The sequence below is a fragment of the Duffyella gerundensis genome (assembly GCF_001517405.1).
Lineage (GTDB): Bacteria > Pseudomonadota > Gammaproteobacteria > Enterobacterales > Enterobacteriaceae > Duffyella > Duffyella gerundensis.
Window position 1 is genome coordinate 3,682,263 of the sequence record NZ_LN907827.1, and the last position, 15,693, is coordinate 3,697,955.

Here is a 15,693-nt window from a genome sequence, read left to right on the forward strand (position 1 = left end):
ATGCTTGAATTGATCGGTAAACGTCTGCTGCTGGCGATTCCTACACTGCTGCTGGTTAGCATGATGGTCTTCGCTCTGCAAAAGCTCCTGCCGGGCGATCCGGTGCTGGCGATGGCGGGCGAAGAGCGCGATCCGGCGGTGATTGCCCAACTGCGGGCGGAATATCATCTGAACGATCCGATTCCGCTACAGTATCTGCACTGGATCGGTAACGCGTTGCAGGGAGATTTAGGCATCTCGCTGCGCACCAAAGAGCCGGTGACCGCGCTGATCGCCAGCAAGCTGCCGGTGACGCTGGAACTGTCGCTGCTGGCGATGCTGGTCGCGCTGCTGGTGGGTATTTCAATGGGTATTGTCGCGGCGGTGCGCAAAGACAGCTGGGTCGATCACACCACCAACTTTGTGGCGCTGTCCGGTATTTCAGTGCCGCATTTTTGGCTCGGCATTCTGCTTATTCTGCTGTTTTCGGTGCATCTGCAATGGCTGCCCGCCTCTGGCTACGTGCCGCTCAGTGAAGGCGTGCGACAAAACCTGACCACCCTGCTGCTGCCAGCGCTGGTGCTGGGTACCGGACTGGCCGCCACTCTGATGCGCCACACACGCGCCGCGATGATTGGCGTGTTGCAGGCTGACTATATCCGCACCGCACGCGCCAAAGGCTTGCTGCCAAAACGGGTGATTTTCAAGCATGCCTTTCGCAACGCGCTGGTGCCGGTGATCACGCTGACTACGCTGCTGTTCGGCGAGCTGCTGGGGGGAGCGGTGTTGACCGAGCAGGTTTTTACCCTGCCCGGCTTCGGCAAGATGATCGTTGATGCGGTATTCAACCGCGATTATGCCGTGGTGCAGGGCGTGGTGCTGGTGGTGGCGATCGGCTTTTTGCTGCTTAATCTGCTGGCCGACGTGCTCTATGTGTTGATTAACCCGAAAATGCGAGGCTGACAATGAGCGAAGTCTTAACCGCCGGTGAGGCCGCGCCGCTGCGAAAAGCGGAAAATCGGGTGCTGAAAAAATTTCTGCACAACAAAAGCGCGATGGCCGGTGCCATTATCGTGCTGCTGTTTGTCGCGCTGGCGCTGCTGGCGCCCTGGCTCGCGCCTTTTGATCCGATCAAAGCTAACTTTCTGGCGGTGCGCAAGCCGCCTTCGGAACTCTACTGGTTAGGCACCGATGAGCTGGGACGCGACATGTTATCGCGGCTGATTTGGGGAGCGCGCACCTCGCTGATGGCCGGTTGCGTCTCTGTGCTGATCGCTATCTTGATCGGCGTGCCGCTTGGGCTGATTGCTGGCTACTGGCAGGGAATCTGGGACGGCGTGATTTCACGCTTTATTGAAGCGCTGCTTGCCTGTCCTTTTTTGATTCTCGCCATCGCGCTGGGCGCGTTTCTCGGACCCAGCCTTGGCAACGCGATGATCGCTATCGGCCTGTCGGCGATGCCGATTTTTGCCCGTCTGACCCGCGGTCAGGTGATCGCTATTCGCAATGAAGAATATATTGAGGGTGCACGGGCCATCGGGCTGCCGGACCGCTGGATTGTGCTGCGTTACGTGCTGCCTAACGTGATGTCGCCGATTCTGGTGCAGGCCACGCTGGCCATCGCCTCTGCCATCATTACCGAAGCGAGCCTCTCTTTTCTCGGTCTTGGTCAGCAGCCGCCAAACCCCTCCTGGGGCGCCATGCTGAACACCGCCAAAGGCTATCTTGAACAGGCGCCGTGGATGTCGATTTTTCCGGGCGTCGCCATTTTTCTTGCCGTGCAGGGCTTCAACCTGCTGGGCGACGGATTACGTGATGCGCTTGATCCGCGCAATGACTGACTATTAAGGAACCGCGATGAGTGGAGAACTGGATTATCTGTCGGCTTACGCCTCCTGGCGCGCGCCAATGATGGGGCATAACGCCGTAGCGACCTCACAGCCGCTGGCGGCGCAGGCGGGCATACGCATGCTACAACAGGGCGGCAATGCGGTAGATGCCGCGGTGGCGACCGCCATGGCGCTGACCGTTGTGGAACCCACCGGCAACGGCATCGGCAGCGACGCGTTTGCTATCGTCTGGGATGGCAAAAAGCTGCATGCACTCAACGCATCAGGCCGTGCTCCGGCGGCCTGGCAGCATCAAACCTTTGCCCATCTCGACGCCATGCCCGAGCTGGGTTGGGATGCGGTCACCGTGCCCGGCGCGGTATCGGCGTGGGTCGCATTGGCGGAAAAGTTTGGCACGCTGCCGCTGACCACGCTGGTGCAGCCCGCCGTTGAGTATGCGCGCAACGGTTTTCCGGTCTCGCCGCTGATTGGCCAGCTCTGGCAGCGCGGCTATCAGAAGCTGAAGGATCAGCCGGGCTTCAGCGCCTGCTTTGCGCCGCAGGGTCGTCCACCGGCGATTGGCGAGCTGTTCCGTAATCCCGATCAGGCTGCCACGCTGGAAAAAATTGCCGCCACCAACGGCGAGGCGTTTTATCGGGGTGAGCTGGCGGAAAAAATCGCCGCCTTCGCCCGTGAACACAACGCCGCGCTGACATTGGAAGACTTGAAAAACCATCGCGCCGACTGGGTCGACATGCTGTCACGGCCTTTTGCCGGTGGCTCGGTGCATGAGTTGCCGCCCAACGGTCAGGGCATCGCCACGCTGATTGCGCTGGGCATTCTTGAGCAGTGGGATATTGGCCGCTATACGCCCGATTCCGTACCCTGGCTGCACCTCTCCATCGAGGCGATGAAGCTGGCGCTGGTCGATCTCCAACGTTACGTCGCCGATGAAGATCATCTGGAGTTTCCGGCAGCGCATCTGCTCAGCGATGAGTACCTTAAAAGCCGTGCGGCGCTGATCAATCCCGATCGGGCGGGCGATTTTACCTTTGGCGCTCCGACGCAAAGTGGCACCGTGTATCTGGCCACCGCGGATGCCAGCGGCATGATGGTGTCGTTTATTCAGTCCAACTACATGGGATTTGGCTCTGGCGTGGTGATTCCAGGCACCGGTATCAGCATGCAAAACCGCGGCGCAGGCTTCGCACTGGATCAGGGGCATCCCAACGTGGTGGCTGGCGGCAAGCGCGCTTTCCATACCATTATTCCCGCCTTTGCTCTCGACGCAGCCGGTCAGCCATTAATGTCATTCGGTGTAATGGGCGGGCCGATGCAGGCGCAGGGTCATCTACAACTGGCGCTGCGCATCATGCTGCACAAACAGAATCCGCAGGCGGCGATCGATGCGCCACGCTGGCGCGTCGTGGCCGGTCGCGAAGTGATCGTCGAGCCTTCACTGGATCGCAATACGATCGCTGCCCTGCGCGCAATGGGCCATAACATTGTGCTGGAAGATCCGTTGCAGTCGTACAATTTCGGCGGCGCACAGGCGATAGTGCGCGATCCGCAGGGATTTTATATTGCGGCTACCGAGAGTCGCAAAGATGGGCAGGCACTGGTGTACTAAAGGGGGCGTTTTGCCTTGCAGGCGGGCTTTTAGGGTCAATGTCTTTAAGGTCAATGTCTTTAAGGTCAACGGCCATTTCGTTCTGCCTTGCAGGCAGCCCGCTTAAAGGCCAGGTCAACGGCCATTTCGTTCTGCCCTTCGGGCAGCCCGAGCAGGGGCGGCAGTCGCCCCGCCCCTGCACCCCGGCTATCCGGCAAACACAACCGCCCGCCGCAGGCGGGTACCTTCGTCGGTTCACATTTCTTCACGGACCGCTCGCGATTCGCTCCAAGCTCAACGCTCCCTTGTCCCGCCATCCATGGCGGGACATCCTAAAATGTTTACCTCCTCAGCGGTGGTGATGCCTCCTCAAGGTCAAAACCCAGGTCAAAACCCAAAACACTTAGACAGGAATCCAAAATAAAAACCCAACCCAAAATCTAAAGCCAATGCTCAATGCCTGAAGCTTAAAAGGTCGGAACAAAGAGAGGGATTAAGGTTTGGGTTTGGGTTTTATTTAAGACTTTGCTTTTAGTTTGTTTGGTTTTGACCTGGGTTTTGACCTTTAAGAGGCATCACAAACGCCGAGGGAAAAGCGTATTCCAGGGCGAGCCGCAGGGATGCGGCGAGAATAAGCGCCGCGCCGGGAGCGCGTCGCGCATGGTCCGTCAGGAAAACGCTTTTGCTGAGGGTACCCACGAAGTGGGCGATTGTGTTTGCCGGATAGCGCGGGTGCAGGGCCGGGGCGACTGCCGGCCCTGCTCGGGCAGGCTTTAGCCTGTACGAAATCGCCGTTGACCTTGACCTGGGTTTTGACCTTTAAGAGGCATCACAAACGCCGAGGGAAAAGCGTTTTCCAGGGTGAGCCGCAGGGATGCGGCGAGAGGGCGCGCTGAGCCGGGAGCGCATCGCGCATGGTCCGTCAGGAAAACGCTTTTGCTGAGGGTACCCACGAAGTGGGCGATTGTGTTTGCCGGATAGCGCGGGTGCAGGGCCGGGGCGACTGCCGGCTCTGCTCGGGCTGCCTTCAGGCAGAACGAAATGGCCGTTGACCTTAAAGACGTTGACCTTAAAGACCTTGACCTGAAAAGCCCGTCTGCAAGACAAAAAGGCTGCCCACCGCGCACCGACTCCGCTTGCACAAACCTCTCCCGTCCCTCTATGCTTTAGTACCACTAATCAAAAGCAGTAAAATTCCCTTTCACTGACAGGAGTTGCAGCTATGACGTCAGGAATTTCCCGCGTCTGGACCCGTTTTTTTATGCCGTTGGCCGTACTTTTTTTCGCCCTACAACTGGTGGGTTGCGGCGATAAAGAAGGCGATCAACGGAAAGCCTTTATCGATTTTCTACAAAATACCGTGATGCGCAGCGGTGAACATCTGCCTGGTCTGAGCGAAGACCAAAAACAGCGTTTTGGCCCTTATGCAGGTGATTACGCCATCATTTATGGTTTTGCTCAGGAAGTGAATAAGGCCGTTGATAACGGCATGAAGCCGGTTGTTGATGAGCTGGCGGCAATCCGTGTACCGCAGGATTATCTGACCCGTCGTGATGCGCTGCGTCAGGCAAGCGGTTCGCTGAACGTGCTGACCCAGCAGATTCAAAGCGCCAAAATGCAGGCAGACAGCAGCAAAGCCGCACTGAAGCAGCCAGACGATCTCAAAACGGTTTACAACAACGTCTATAACAAAGTGGTGACTCAGCCCGCTAATGCGCTGATTCCTCTGCTGCCTTCGCTGCAGGATTTGAGCCAGCAGGCAGTACAAACCGGTGATTTCCTGCAGCAGCAGGGTACGCGCGTTTCCTTTGATAACAATGGCGTGCAGTTCCCGACGCAGGATCAGGCCACGCAGTACAACACCTTAATGAGCAACCTGGCGGCCAAAGCTCAGGCGCTGCCGCAGGCGCAAGCCGCCGTGCAGGGTACCTGGCAGTAATGCCTTTCGGGGATGACGTTCGTCATCCCCTGTTTTCTCTGGTCCGAACTTTCATCCTATGTTGCTTTACGTCTCTTCCACAAAAGAAGTGTGATCTGCCGCATTTTTGACCAAAAAAAGATTGTGATCAATATCACATTTATGCAACAAGTGCTGCTTTTGATGGTGTGATAAAGATCACATAAAAGGTCATTCACTGATTAATTTACAGACAAAACATTAGACAGTCGCCTCTTTTTTGTGATCCAAGTCACTAAAAATACCCCCATCCCCCGTCTAACTGAGTGATCTGGATCACACATAGCCACCTCACTACGCAGTAACAATTTGGCGTGCTAGAGTCCGCCTGCATACAGCTGAACGGCTCTTTGCCGTCATGTCTCAACAAAAATAGCGCGCTCCCTGACTGGTCAGCGCGTACCAATTAAGGGGTGAGTTCTATGTCCTCATCAGTGAAGGTCAAAGTACAAAGCTTTGGTCGCTTTCTGAGTAATATGGTGATGCCAAATATCGGTGCGTTTATCGCATGGGGCATCATCACCGCGCTGTTTATTCCAACCGGCTGGATTCCAAACGAAACGCTGGCGAAGCTGGTGGGTCCGATGATCACCTACCTGCTGCCGCTGCTGATCGGCTTCACCGGTGGTCGTCTGGTCGGTGGCGACCGTGGCGGTGTGGTGGGTGCCATTACCACCATGGGCGTGATCGTCGGCGCCGACATGCCAATGTTCCTCGGTTCGATGATTGCAGGCCCGCTGGGCGGCTGGGCGATTAAGAGCTTTGACCGCGTTATCGACGGCAAAATCAAAAGCGGCTTTGAGATGTTGGTCAACAACTTCTCCGCCGGCATTATCGGCATGCTGATGGCTATCCTGGCGTTTCTCGCCATTGGTCCGCTGGTTGAAGGCCTGTCGCACGTTCTGGCGGCTGGCGTTAACCTGATGGTGCAGAATAACCTGCTGCCATTGACCTCAATCTTTGTCGAACCGGCAAAAATCCTGTTTCTGAACAACGCCATCAACCACGGTATTTTCTCACCGCTGGGCATTCAGCAGGCGAGCGAAGCGGGCAAATCGATCTTCTTCCTGATCGAAGCGAACCCGGGCCCGGGTATGGGCGTGCTGATGGCCTACATGTTCTTTGGTCGTGGCAGCGCGAAACAGTCTGCTGGCGGCGCGGCAATCATCCACTTCCTCGGAGGTATCCACGAAATTTACTTCCCTTATGTGCTGATGAGTCCACGTCTGCTGCTGGCGGTAATTCTTGGCGGCATGACCGGCGTGTTTACGCTGACGCTGCTGAACGGTGGTCTGGTTTCTCCTGCCTCACCGGGTTCTATCCTGGCGGTGCTGGCGATGACGCCAAAAGGCGCCTACTTCGCCAATATTGCAGCGATTGCCGCCGCCTTTGCGGTCTCCTTCGTGGTTTCTGCCATTCTGCTCAAAACCAGCAAGGTGAAAGACGAAGACGATATCGAAGCAGCAACGCAGCGTATGCATGACATGAAAGCGCAGTCCAAAGGCCAGGCCGGCACCGCCGCTGTGCCTGCATCGGCTGATGCGATGAATGGCGACCTGAGCCACGTGCGTAAAATCATCGTGGCCTGTGACGCGGGCATGGGTTCCAGCGCCATGGGTGCGGGCGTGCTGCGTAAGAAAGTGCAGGACGCAGGACTGACGCTGATTTCGGTCACGAACACCGCCATCAACGCCCTGCCCGGCGACGTGGATATCGTGATTACCCATCGCGATCTCACCGAGCGTGCAATGCGTCAGGCACCCCAGGCCCAGCACATTTCGCTGAATAACTTCCTCGACAGCAACCTTTACAACAACCTGACGCAGCGTCTGGTTGATGCAAGCCGCAGCGCCGGGCATCGCGAAAAGGTTAACAGCGCGCTGAGCGACAGTTACGATACCAGCAACGCACACCTGTTTAAGCTGGGCGAAAACAACGTCTTCCTCGGCCTTTCCGCTACGCATAAAGAGCAGGCAATTCGCTTTGCTGGCGAACAGCTGGTGAAAGGCGGCTACGTGCAGCCGGAATACGTTGAGGCGATGCTGGAGCGTGAAAAACTGACGCCAACCTATCTTGGCGAATCCATTGCCGTGCCGCACGGCACCGTGGAAGCCAAAGATCGCGTGCTAAAAACCGGCGTGGTGTTCTGTCAGTATCCGCAGGGCGTGCGTTTCGGCGAAGATGAAGATGACATTGCCCGTCTGGTTATTGGCATTGCCGCCCGTAATAACGAGCACATTCAGGTCATTACCAGCCTGACCAATGCGCTTGACGATGACAGCGTGATTGAGCGACTTGCCTCAACCACCAGCGTGCAGGAAGTGTTGGATCTGCTCTCGGGCAGCACCACGAAAGCCTGATCGCACTGAATTTTCCCTGGGGCTGGTATGCCCGGCCCCATTTCGGGTCGGGTGTGCCCGCCCCATTGTCATTAGAAGGGTCGAGAAAATTATGAAAGCTTTGCATTTTGGTGCCGGTAACATTGGCCGCGGTTTTATTGGCAAGTTACTGGCGGATGCCGGCGTTGAGCTGGTGTTTGCCGACGTGAATCAGGCGGTGCTTGATGCGCTTAACGCCCGCCATGAATATCCGGTACATGTTGTCGGCGAGCAGGCGAAGGTGGAGACGGTACGTAACGTCAGCGCGGTGAACAGCACCAGCGATGAGATCATCGATTTAATCGCCGAGGTGGATCTGCTGACCACCGCGGTAGGCCCGCAAATCCTTGAGCGCATTGCCGCCAGCGTGGCCAAAGGCCTGATTAAACGCCACGAAGAAGGCAACGCACGCCCGCTGAATATCATCGCCTGCGAAAATATGGTGCGCGGCACCAGTCAGCTGAAACAGCATGTGCTGAAGGCGCTGCCAGAGCAGTATCACAGCTGGCTGGAGGCGAACATTGGCTTTGTGGATTCCGCCGTGGATCGCATCGTGCCGCCGTCCGCAGCGGACAGCAGCGATCCGCTGGAAGTCACGGTGGAAACCTTCAGCGAGTGGATCGTCGATAAAACCCAGTTCGTTGGCGAGCCACCGGCGATTGCCGGCATGGAGCTGACCGATAACCTGATGGCCTTTGTTGAGCGCAAGCTGTTCACTCTTAACACCGGCCACGCGATCACCGCCTATTTGGGTCAGCAGGCGGGTCATCAAACCATTCGTGATGCCATTCTGGATGGTCAGATTCGCGCGGTGGTTCAGGGCGCAATGGAAGAGAGCGGCGCGGTGCTGATCAAGCGCTACGGCTTTGATGCAGAGAAGCATGCTGCCTACATTCAGAAAATCCTTAGCCGCTTTGAAAATCCTTACCTGAAAGATGACGTTGAGCGCGTGGGCCGTCAGCCGCTGCGTAAGCTCAGCGCGGGCGATCGCCTGATCAAGCCGACGCTCGGCACACTGGAATATCAGCTGCCGCACGACAATCTGGTCAAAGGTATTGCCGCCGCCCTGCACTATCGTAGCGATCAGGATCCGCAGGCGCAGGAACTGGCCACGCTGCTGGAAAAACAGGGCGTGCAGGCCACGCTGGCACAGATTTCCGGCCTCGATGCGCAAAGTGAAGTGGTCAGCGCAGCGGTAAAGGCGTATAACGCTACCGCCTGATGCAGAGACTTTTTACCGCACGGCAGCAAGGGCACGGTGACACCGTGCCCATCAGCGTCACGACAGATACGCAGGCCACAATGGAAGAGAAGCAAGCTTTTGAAAACCAGGTGCTTGAACGCCTGAACGCCGGTCGCTCGGTGCGAAGCTTCCTGATCGCGGCGGTGGATCTGCTCAGTGAAGCCGTCAACGGGCTGGTGCTTCAGGTTTTTCGCAAGGATGATTACGCGGTAAAATATGCCGTCGAACCGCTGCTGCTGGGCGATGGCCCGCTTGGCGAGCTGTCGGTGCGCCTGAAACTGATTTACGGCCTGGGCATTATCAGCCGTGGCGAATATGAAGATTGCGAACTGCTGATGGCGCTGCGTGAGGAGCTGAATCACGATCACAGCGACTATCGCTTTGTGGATGATGAGATCCTCGGACCCTTTGGCGAACTGCACTGCGTGGCTGCCTGGCCGCAGGCCCCTGCCCTCTCGGGCGATGACGAGATGCTGCGCGCAATGCAGCAGCAGCGTTATCAGCAGGTAGTACGCTCCACCATGGTGCTGTCGCTGACCGAGCTCATTTCACGCATCAGCCTGAAGCAGACGTTCAAAAAACCTGGCAGCTAAGGGCATGTAGAAAGAAGCGGGTCGCTGATGCGCATCGCGGCCGCTTTTCGTGTATCCTTTGCCGCAGTCAACGAATGAGTGGTCAACATGAAAGAGCAGGAAAAAGCTGAAATCAAACGTCTGAGCGACCAGCTCGACGCCCTGAACCATAAAGAGCAGCCGCTGCTCGACGCGGGCGATGCCGAAAAGCTGGGCGAGCTGCTGAGAGAGAAAGATAAGCTGCTGGCTGAAATTGAACGCCTCAAAGGCGTTCGCGTGCAGAAGCTGAGCAAAGAAGCACAGAAGCTGCAGCAGATGCCGTTCAGCCGTGCCATCACCAAAAAAGAGCAGGCCGATATGGGCACGCTGAAGAAAACGGCCCGTGGCCTGATCGTGGTTCATCCGATGACCGCGCTGGGACGTGAGATGGGCCTGACCGAAATGACCGGCTACGCTAAAAAGGCGTTCTGAGTCCGCATTTCGGGTAAACCTGTGCGCCCGCCGCACAGGTTCATTACCGCCGCTGTTATCTTTGCCCTGCTACTCCAGCCGTTAATATCATCAGCCTTACTTAATGTACGATTTTATCGCGCCGCTTTTATCGGCATAACAAAATTTGATTTAAATAAAAGTTCGTAATGAAAATAAGGTTAATGCTATTAACGAGCAGATCGTTAAGTCAAATATGAAAATCGTGCTGCACGGTTATTATGTTGCAACAAAAAATCGCTGACGTTTATTTACCTGCGCCCAACCCTTCCGTTTAAAATCTATTTATTCACTGCGTAAACGTTATTTATTTTATCGTGAGCCGTTTAAATGCAGATGGTCAAAAGCGTTGCCACAGCGTATGCTGGCCTCTCCAGCCACACTGCGCTGAGCCCAGTCGTGGCAGACAATGCACTCCTGCAAAAACGCAAAATCTGCAACTACTTCAAATAACAGGAAAAGCTTCGCTTTGTCGGAGAATATAAGAGTCAACAATTATGCTTATCACCGTTAACAATAATCACAAAGCGCGTAATTTAACGCAGGACGTATTAAAAAAGGCCGATCTGACCCGCGATGCGTTTCTGCAATCTTTTGTGGAGTTAACCGGGCGGGCACTTAATATTCCCGGCAGTTTTATTTCAGTGCTGGATGACGAACACCAGTATATAAAAGCGAGCTGCTGCTTTGAGTTAAACACGACCCCGCGACAGGATTCATTTTGCCGTTATGCGGTGGACAGCGATTGTGTAGTGGTGGTGCCGGATACTACGCTGGATCCGCGTTTCAGCAGCCATCGTCTGACACTGGGCGCGCCTTTTATCCGTTTTTATGCTGGCGCACCGCTGAAAACCCTTAGCGGCGACGTACTCGGCACGCTCTGCGTAACCGACAGCCAGCCGCATGACTTCTCCAGCGAACAAGCGGAGACGCTGCAAAAGCTGGCGCGTATGGCTACACACTATCTGGAAACCTGGCACAGCGCCGGGTTTACCGATGCCATCACCAGCCTGCCAAACTGTCAGGCGCTGCTGCGCGATATCGAACAGCTCGCCAGCAACACCAGCAACGCACACCGTCTGATTCTGATCGACTGCCTGGATGTGCCCCGCGCCTGGGAGATGACCCGTTCGCTTGGCGCGGCGGTGGTCGATAACCTGCTGCAGGATCTTACCCTGATGCTGCATCAACTGCTGCCTGGCGTTGAGAATATTTATGCCAACGCCACCGGCCGCTTTGCGCTGCTGCTCGACGATGCGCATCCGTTAACCGCCACTACTATCGCCGAACGGATCCGCGGCCAGCGCGCGCAGCTCACCAGCGATATTCTGGTCGATCTACAGATGTTCGTTGGCGAAACCCATTTTCTGCCGGGCACCATCAGCACGCAGGAAGTTTACCGCCGGGCGGTGAGCGCGCTGCATAACGCCGTGGCGCTGGGCGTACCGTGGCAGGGTTACGATGGCCAGATTGACCAGCAGCACAGCAACGACTTTCGCCTGCTGAACGAACTGGCGCTGGCGCTGCGTGGCGGCTCCGGTCTCTATCTGGTTTATCAGCCAAAGGTCGATCTGCGAAACAGCGCTATTATTGGTCTTGAAGCGCTGATTCGCTGGCGTCATCCGCAAAAAGGGGACATTCCACCGGCGATGTTTCTGCCGCTGGCGGAGCAGACCAGCCTGATTGGCGAGATCACCAACTGGGTGATTGAGCAGGCGTTACAGCAGTTGAAAACGTGGCATGACCAGAGCATTTTCCTGCCGGTGTCGATTAACATCTGCGCCAGCGATCTGTCGCAGCCGGATTTCGCCGATCGTCTCGAAGAGCGCATCCTGCAGGCAGGCTTGCCGACCAGCATGCTCGGAATTGAATGCCTGGAAACCGAGAAAATCAACGACAGCAAGGCGGCACTGCACGGTATGGACATGCTCAAGCTGCGCGGCTTCTGCCTCTCGCTCGATGATTTTGGTTCCGGTTACAGTAACATTAGCTATTTACGCCAGATGCCGCTGGATATCATCAAGCTCGACCGCCAGTTAATTAGCGGCCTGCTCAACGACAGCGGCTCGCGCATCATCGCCCGCAGCATTATCAGCATGCTAAAGGCGCTGGATTATCAGGTGCTGGCGGAAGGGGTGGAAGACGAAGAAACCGCGCAGCTGTTGTTGCACTATGGCTGCGATCAGGCGCAGGGCTACTATTTCTCTCGCCCGTTTATCGCCGATGCGTTACAGCCGTGGCTGGAGGCGCAGCGGCCGCAACGCGCCGGTTAACCGCGATTACAGCAGGTGCTGCCGACCTGCACGCACCTGCTGTTGCAGCTCATCCAGCAGCTGATAACGACGGCGATACTCAGCGCGCTTTTTGCTGGCGATCGCGTCCAGCGTTTTGCGCTCCAGCCGCGCAGGCAGCCGGTAAAGACCATCGGCCTGGCGCTCACCGCCAATAGACAGCCAGAACTCACTGTAGCTGGCATGAAAGTAATCACTTTTACTGTGGCGATAACGCAGGCTACGGAAAACATGGGTCTCTTCGCTCACCGCCATAATTTGCGCCATGCCGCAGCGCTCACTGATAATAAACAACGCCTCGGTTAATACGCGCTTGGGAAATAAGCCGTGGCACGCTTTAGTCGCCTCTTTAATTACCTCGCTGGAAATATGTTTACGCGGTCCCTGTAATCCGCCAATTAATAATGTTTTCACGCCGGATTTATTAATTAGCGAAAAAGAGAGCGATGCAATAACCGCCTGATTAAATAACAGTTCCAGTGTGACTTCGCCTTCGCGATCGAAGCGTCCCGGCGCACACTGCAGCGTGATCGACTCTTCCTGCCGTCCAAACAGCTGAGCCATCACCGTGGCCGTGGCGCTTTGCAGCTGCTGTTGTAACAGGCCATCCTTCATCTGGCTCAAAAAACGATAATGATCGGTGATGGCGGCAGCGCGCCCGGCCACGCTAAGCCCGGCGTAGAGGTAGGGACGGTGTGGTTTAGCCGGTAGTAATCCCTGAATTGACAGTGCCTGCGCCATATCGGGTAAGGCCGAAAACTGGCGCATGTACTTTACCGTGGTAACGGGAAAAACCAGCGAGCGCAGCAAAAATTTGGCGCGAAAACGACGACAAAGCCACAGCTTATCCGGGACGATGTTACCCAGCATCAGCTGTTTAAATAATGAGGTTGAGGTTTCAGCAGCAGCGTGTGTCGTAATAAGTGACATAATGGCATCTTCTGTAGAACAGGATTGATGACCTATTTTATTGCCGTCACTATAAACGAAGGGTTAATGCCCTTTGGGCGAAATGTCTTATCCAGCGGTTTTAATTAAACGCCAGCTCAACAAGCGATAAATGACCGCAGTGAATCGACATTGTGCCCGCTGCAGCCATAAAAAAACCGGCGGCAAAGCCACCGGTTTATTCACACGCGTAAGCGGGAGAAATTACTTAGCGGAAGCGAAACGTGCTGCTGCTTCGTCCCAGTTTACTACGTTCCAGAACGCCTTGATGTAATCCGGGCGCTTGTTCTGATATTTCAGGTAGTAAGCGTGTTCCCACACGTCCAGGCCAATAATCGGGAAGCCTGACGCGCCAGAGATCGCTTCGCCCATCAGCGGGCTGTCCTGGTTTGCAGTGGACACCACCGCCAGCTTGTCGCCTTTCTTAACCAGCCACGCCCAGCCTGAACCGAAACGGGTTGCTGCGGCTTTCTCAAACTCTTCCTGGAATTTTTCCACGCTGCCGAAATCTTTTTCGATGGCGGCTTTCAGATCGCCCTGCAGGGTGGTGCCGATTTTCAGGCCTTTCCAGAAGAAGCTGTGGTTAGAGTGGCCGCCCGCGTTGTTACGCAGTACGGTTTTCTTGTCAGCCGGAACCTGATCCAGTTTGGTGATCAGTTCGTCAACCGGCAGGTCAGCGAATTCGGTACCTTCCAGCGCTGCGTTAGCGTTGTTAACGTAGGTCTGGTGGTGTTTGGTGTGATGGATTTCCATCGTCTGCTTGTCGAAGTGCGGTTCCAGTGCATCATATGCATAAGGCAGGGATGGCAGTGAATAACTCATGTTCATCGTCTCCATTGAGGGTTTGGACGGTGCTTGTCATCAGGTGAGCACCGCGTAAGCAGTCGAATCATTATAGTTAAATAATTGATCGGGAAAAGGTCAATCAATGCCCCATTAATGCTAAGGGTTTGACGCGACTGCATAAGCGGCACAAAAATCGCCCGCTAACGCCCCTGTGTTAATGCTGCCAGCGAACGATCCAGCGCACCCACCAGCCAGTCAATATCCTGCACCTGAAACGCCATTGGCGGACGCAGTTTCAGCACATTGCCATACGGCCCCGCCACCGACGTCAGCACGCGGTTTTCGCGCAGCTTTTCAATCAGGTTCAGCGCCAGCGTCTTGTCCGGCGTTTTACTCTCCCTGTCGGTCACCAGCTCAAACCCGATAAACAGCCCAGCACCGCGCACATCGCCAACACAGGCATATTTGTCCATCAGCGTGCGCAGCTCAGCCAGCAGCTGCGCGCCAACGACGCGGCTGTGCTCCTGCAAATTCTCTTCTTTAATCACCGTTAGCACCGCCTGCGCAGCCGCCATCGCCACCGGATTACCGCCAAAGGTGTTGAAATAGGGAATGTCGTCGCTAAAGGCGGCCAGCACGTCGCTTTTTGCCAGCAGGCCAGAGACCGGAATGCCGTTGCCCATCGGTTTGCCGGTGGTAACGATATCGGGTATCACGCCGTGACGGGCGAATCCCCAGAAGGTGTCGCCGGTGCGGGCAAAACCTGGCTGCACTTCGTCGGCGATAAAAATACCGCCGTTGCGATGCACCACCTCAACCGCTTGTTGCAGGAAACCCGGCGGATTTGGCAGCACGCCGTCGGAGGAGAAAATCGAATCTGCCAGGAAACCGGCAAACTTAATGCCGTGCGCTGCCATGTCATCAATCTGCTGCTGAATCTGATCGGCGAACCAGTTGCCGAGGTCGGGCGCGTTGACACGATACGCATCCGGCGGTGGCACCAGGCGTGTGGTCGCCGCCAGCGGTTGTCCGCTGCCGAGTGCTGGCGAGGCACCCGACGTCAGATCGCTGGTGCCGTGATACGCTTCCTGGCTGACGATAATGCCGGTGCCGCCGCTGTACGCTCGTGCCACGCGGATCGCCAGGTCATTCGCTTCAGAGCCGGTACACATATACATGGCCCGATCGATCGCCGATGGCAGGGTGGCCAGCAGCGCCTCCGAGTAATCCAGAATGCCCTCATGCAGATAACGGGTGTGCGTATTGAGCTGCATCATCTGCTGATGCACCGCCTCGATCACCGCTGGATGACAGTGGCCAATGCTGGCCACATTGTTGTAAACATCGAGATATTTATCACCGGCAGCGTCCCATAAATACTGGCCTTTGCCGCGCACCAGATGAACCGGCTTTCGGTAAAACAGGCGATAGGATTCGCCAAGCACTTTGCTGCGCTTATCGGTCAGCGCGCGCACATCCGCATCCAGCGCGGCGGCATCTTCTGCCCGAAAACTGTTGGTATCCATAATGGTGGAGCGTGTGGCCATGGTAACTCCCGTTGCGAAAAGCGTGATCGCCCAGAGGCAGGATAAACATCGACCCTTTTATCATG

12 protein-coding genes are annotated in these 15,693 nt (G+C 56.2%); 9 read left to right on the top strand and 3 right to left on the bottom strand.

Going from position 1 to position 15,693, the window contains the following annotated elements; all coding sequences use genetic code 11:
• From EM595_RS16810 to EM595_RS16855, 9 genes are all read left to right on the top strand, one after another.
• Entirely contained in the window at positions 1-942 is a 942-nt protein-coding gene (locus tag EM595_RS16810) for an ABC transporter permease (RefSeq protein ID WP_067434787.1), read from the top strand.
• A gap of 2 nt (positions 943-944) precedes the next feature.
• Positions 945-1,820 carry an ABC transporter permease gene (locus EM595_RS16815; RefSeq protein WP_067434790.1) on the top strand — a complete coding sequence of 292 codons (876 nt, stop codon included), beginning with the start codon at positions 945-947 and terminating at the stop codon, positions 1,818-1,820.
• Positions 1,821-1,836: 16 nt separating this feature from the next.
• Entirely contained in the window at positions 1,837-3,438 is a 1,602-nt protein-coding gene (locus EM595_RS16820) for a gamma-glutamyltransferase family protein (protein WP_067434793.1), read from the top strand.
• A gap of 1,201 nt (positions 3,439-4,639) precedes the next feature.
• Positions 4,640-5,356, top strand: a complete 717-nt coding sequence (locus EM595_RS16830) for a DUF3053 domain-containing protein (protein ID WP_067434799.1) — start codon at positions 4,640-4,642, stop codon at positions 5,354-5,356.
• A 440-nt stretch (positions 5,357-5,796) separates the two neighbouring features.
• The gene (locus EM595_RS16835) at positions 5,797-7,734 is read left to right on the top strand and encodes a PTS mannitol transporter subunit IICBA (protein WP_067434802.1); all 1,938 of its coding nucleotides are present in this window, start codon (positions 5,797-5,799) and stop codon (positions 7,732-7,734) included.
• A gap of 91 nt (positions 7,735-7,825) precedes the next feature.
• A complete protein-coding gene (mtlD, locus tag EM595_RS16840) occupies positions 7,826-8,974 on the top strand; it encodes a mannitol-1-phosphate 5-dehydrogenase (protein WP_067434805.1) in 1,149 nt (382 codons plus the stop codon).
• A gap of 80 nt (positions 8,975-9,054) precedes the next feature.
• Complete coding sequence (locus EM595_RS16845; protein WP_067435593.1) at positions 9,055-9,588, top strand: MltR family transcriptional regulator; 534 nt, start codon at positions 9,055-9,057, stop codon at positions 9,586-9,588.
• 87 nt (positions 9,589-9,675) lie between these two features.
• Positions 9,676-10,038 carry a YibL family ribosome-associated protein gene (locus EM595_RS16850; protein ID WP_067434808.1) on the top strand — a complete coding sequence of 121 codons (363 nt, stop codon included), beginning with the start codon at positions 9,676-9,678 and terminating at the stop codon, positions 10,036-10,038.
• A gap of 515 nt (positions 10,039-10,553) precedes the next feature.
• Positions 10,554-12,329, top strand: coding sequence for a sensor domain-containing phosphodiesterase (locus tag EM595_RS16855; protein ID WP_067434811.1), 1,776 nt, complete (start codon positions 10,554-10,556; stop codon positions 12,327-12,329).
• A 6-nt stretch (positions 12,330-12,335) separates the two neighbouring features.
• On the opposite strand, the gene EM595_RS16860 is transcribed toward EM595_RS16855, so the two are convergent.
• From EM595_RS16860 to EM595_RS16870, 3 genes are all read right to left on the bottom strand, one after another.
• The gene (locus EM595_RS16860) at positions 12,336-13,277 is read right to left on the bottom strand and encodes a VirK/YbjX family protein (RefSeq protein ID WP_067434814.1); all 942 of its coding nucleotides are present in this window, start codon (positions 13,275-13,277) and stop codon (positions 12,336-12,338) included.
• A 222-nt stretch (positions 13,278-13,499) separates the two neighbouring features.
• Positions 13,500-14,117 carry a superoxide dismutase [Mn] gene (sodA, locus tag EM595_RS16865; RefSeq protein ID WP_067434817.1) on the bottom strand — a complete coding sequence of 206 codons (618 nt, stop codon included), beginning with the start codon at positions 14,115-14,117 and terminating at the stop codon, positions 13,500-13,502.
• A 164-nt stretch (positions 14,118-14,281) separates the two neighbouring features.
• Positions 14,282-15,628 carry an aspartate aminotransferase family protein gene (locus EM595_RS16870; protein WP_067434820.1) on the bottom strand — a complete coding sequence of 449 codons (1,347 nt, stop codon included), beginning with the start codon at positions 15,626-15,628 and terminating at the stop codon, positions 14,282-14,284.
• Positions 15,629-15,693 lie beyond the last annotated feature (65 nt).

Coding starts and splice junctions, on each gene's coding strand:
- sodA (WP_067434817.1), bottom strand. CDS start 14,117: ATGAGTTATTCACTGCCATCCCTGCCTTATGCATATGATGCACTGGAA.
- EM595_RS16810 (WP_067434787.1), top strand. CDS start 1: ATGCTTGAATTGATCGGTAAACGTCTGCTGCTGGCGATTCCTACACTG.
- mtlD (WP_067434805.1), top strand. CDS start 7,826: ATGAAAGCTTTGCATTTTGGTGCCGGTAACATTGGCCGCGGTTTTATT.
- EM595_RS16815 (WP_067434790.1), top strand. CDS start 945: ATGAGCGAAGTCTTAACCGCCGGTGAGGCCGCGCCGCTGCGAAAAGCG.
- EM595_RS16870 (WP_067434820.1), bottom strand. CDS start 15,628: ATGGCCACACGCTCCACCATTATGGATACCAACAGTTTTCGGGCAGAA.
- EM595_RS16850 (WP_067434808.1), top strand. CDS start 9,676: ATGAAAGAGCAGGAAAAAGCTGAAATCAAACGTCTGAGCGACCAGCTC.
- EM595_RS16830 (WP_067434799.1), top strand. CDS start 4,640: ATGACGTCAGGAATTTCCCGCGTCTGGACCCGTTTTTTTATGCCGTTG.
- EM595_RS16820 (WP_067434793.1), top strand. CDS start 1,837: ATGAGTGGAGAACTGGATTATCTGTCGGCTTACGCCTCCTGGCGCGCG.
- EM595_RS16835 (WP_067434802.1), top strand. CDS start 5,797: ATGTCCTCATCAGTGAAGGTCAAAGTACAAAGCTTTGGTCGCTTTCTG.
- EM595_RS16855 (WP_067434811.1), top strand. CDS start 10,554: ATGCTTATCACCGTTAACAATAATCACAAAGCGCGTAATTTAACGCAG.
- EM595_RS16860 (WP_067434814.1), bottom strand. CDS start 13,277: ATGTCACTTATTACGACACACGCTGCTGCTGAAACCTCAACCTCATTA.
- EM595_RS16845 (WP_067435593.1), top strand. CDS start 9,055: ATGGAAGAGAAGCAAGCTTTTGAAAACCAGGTGCTTGAACGCCTGAAC.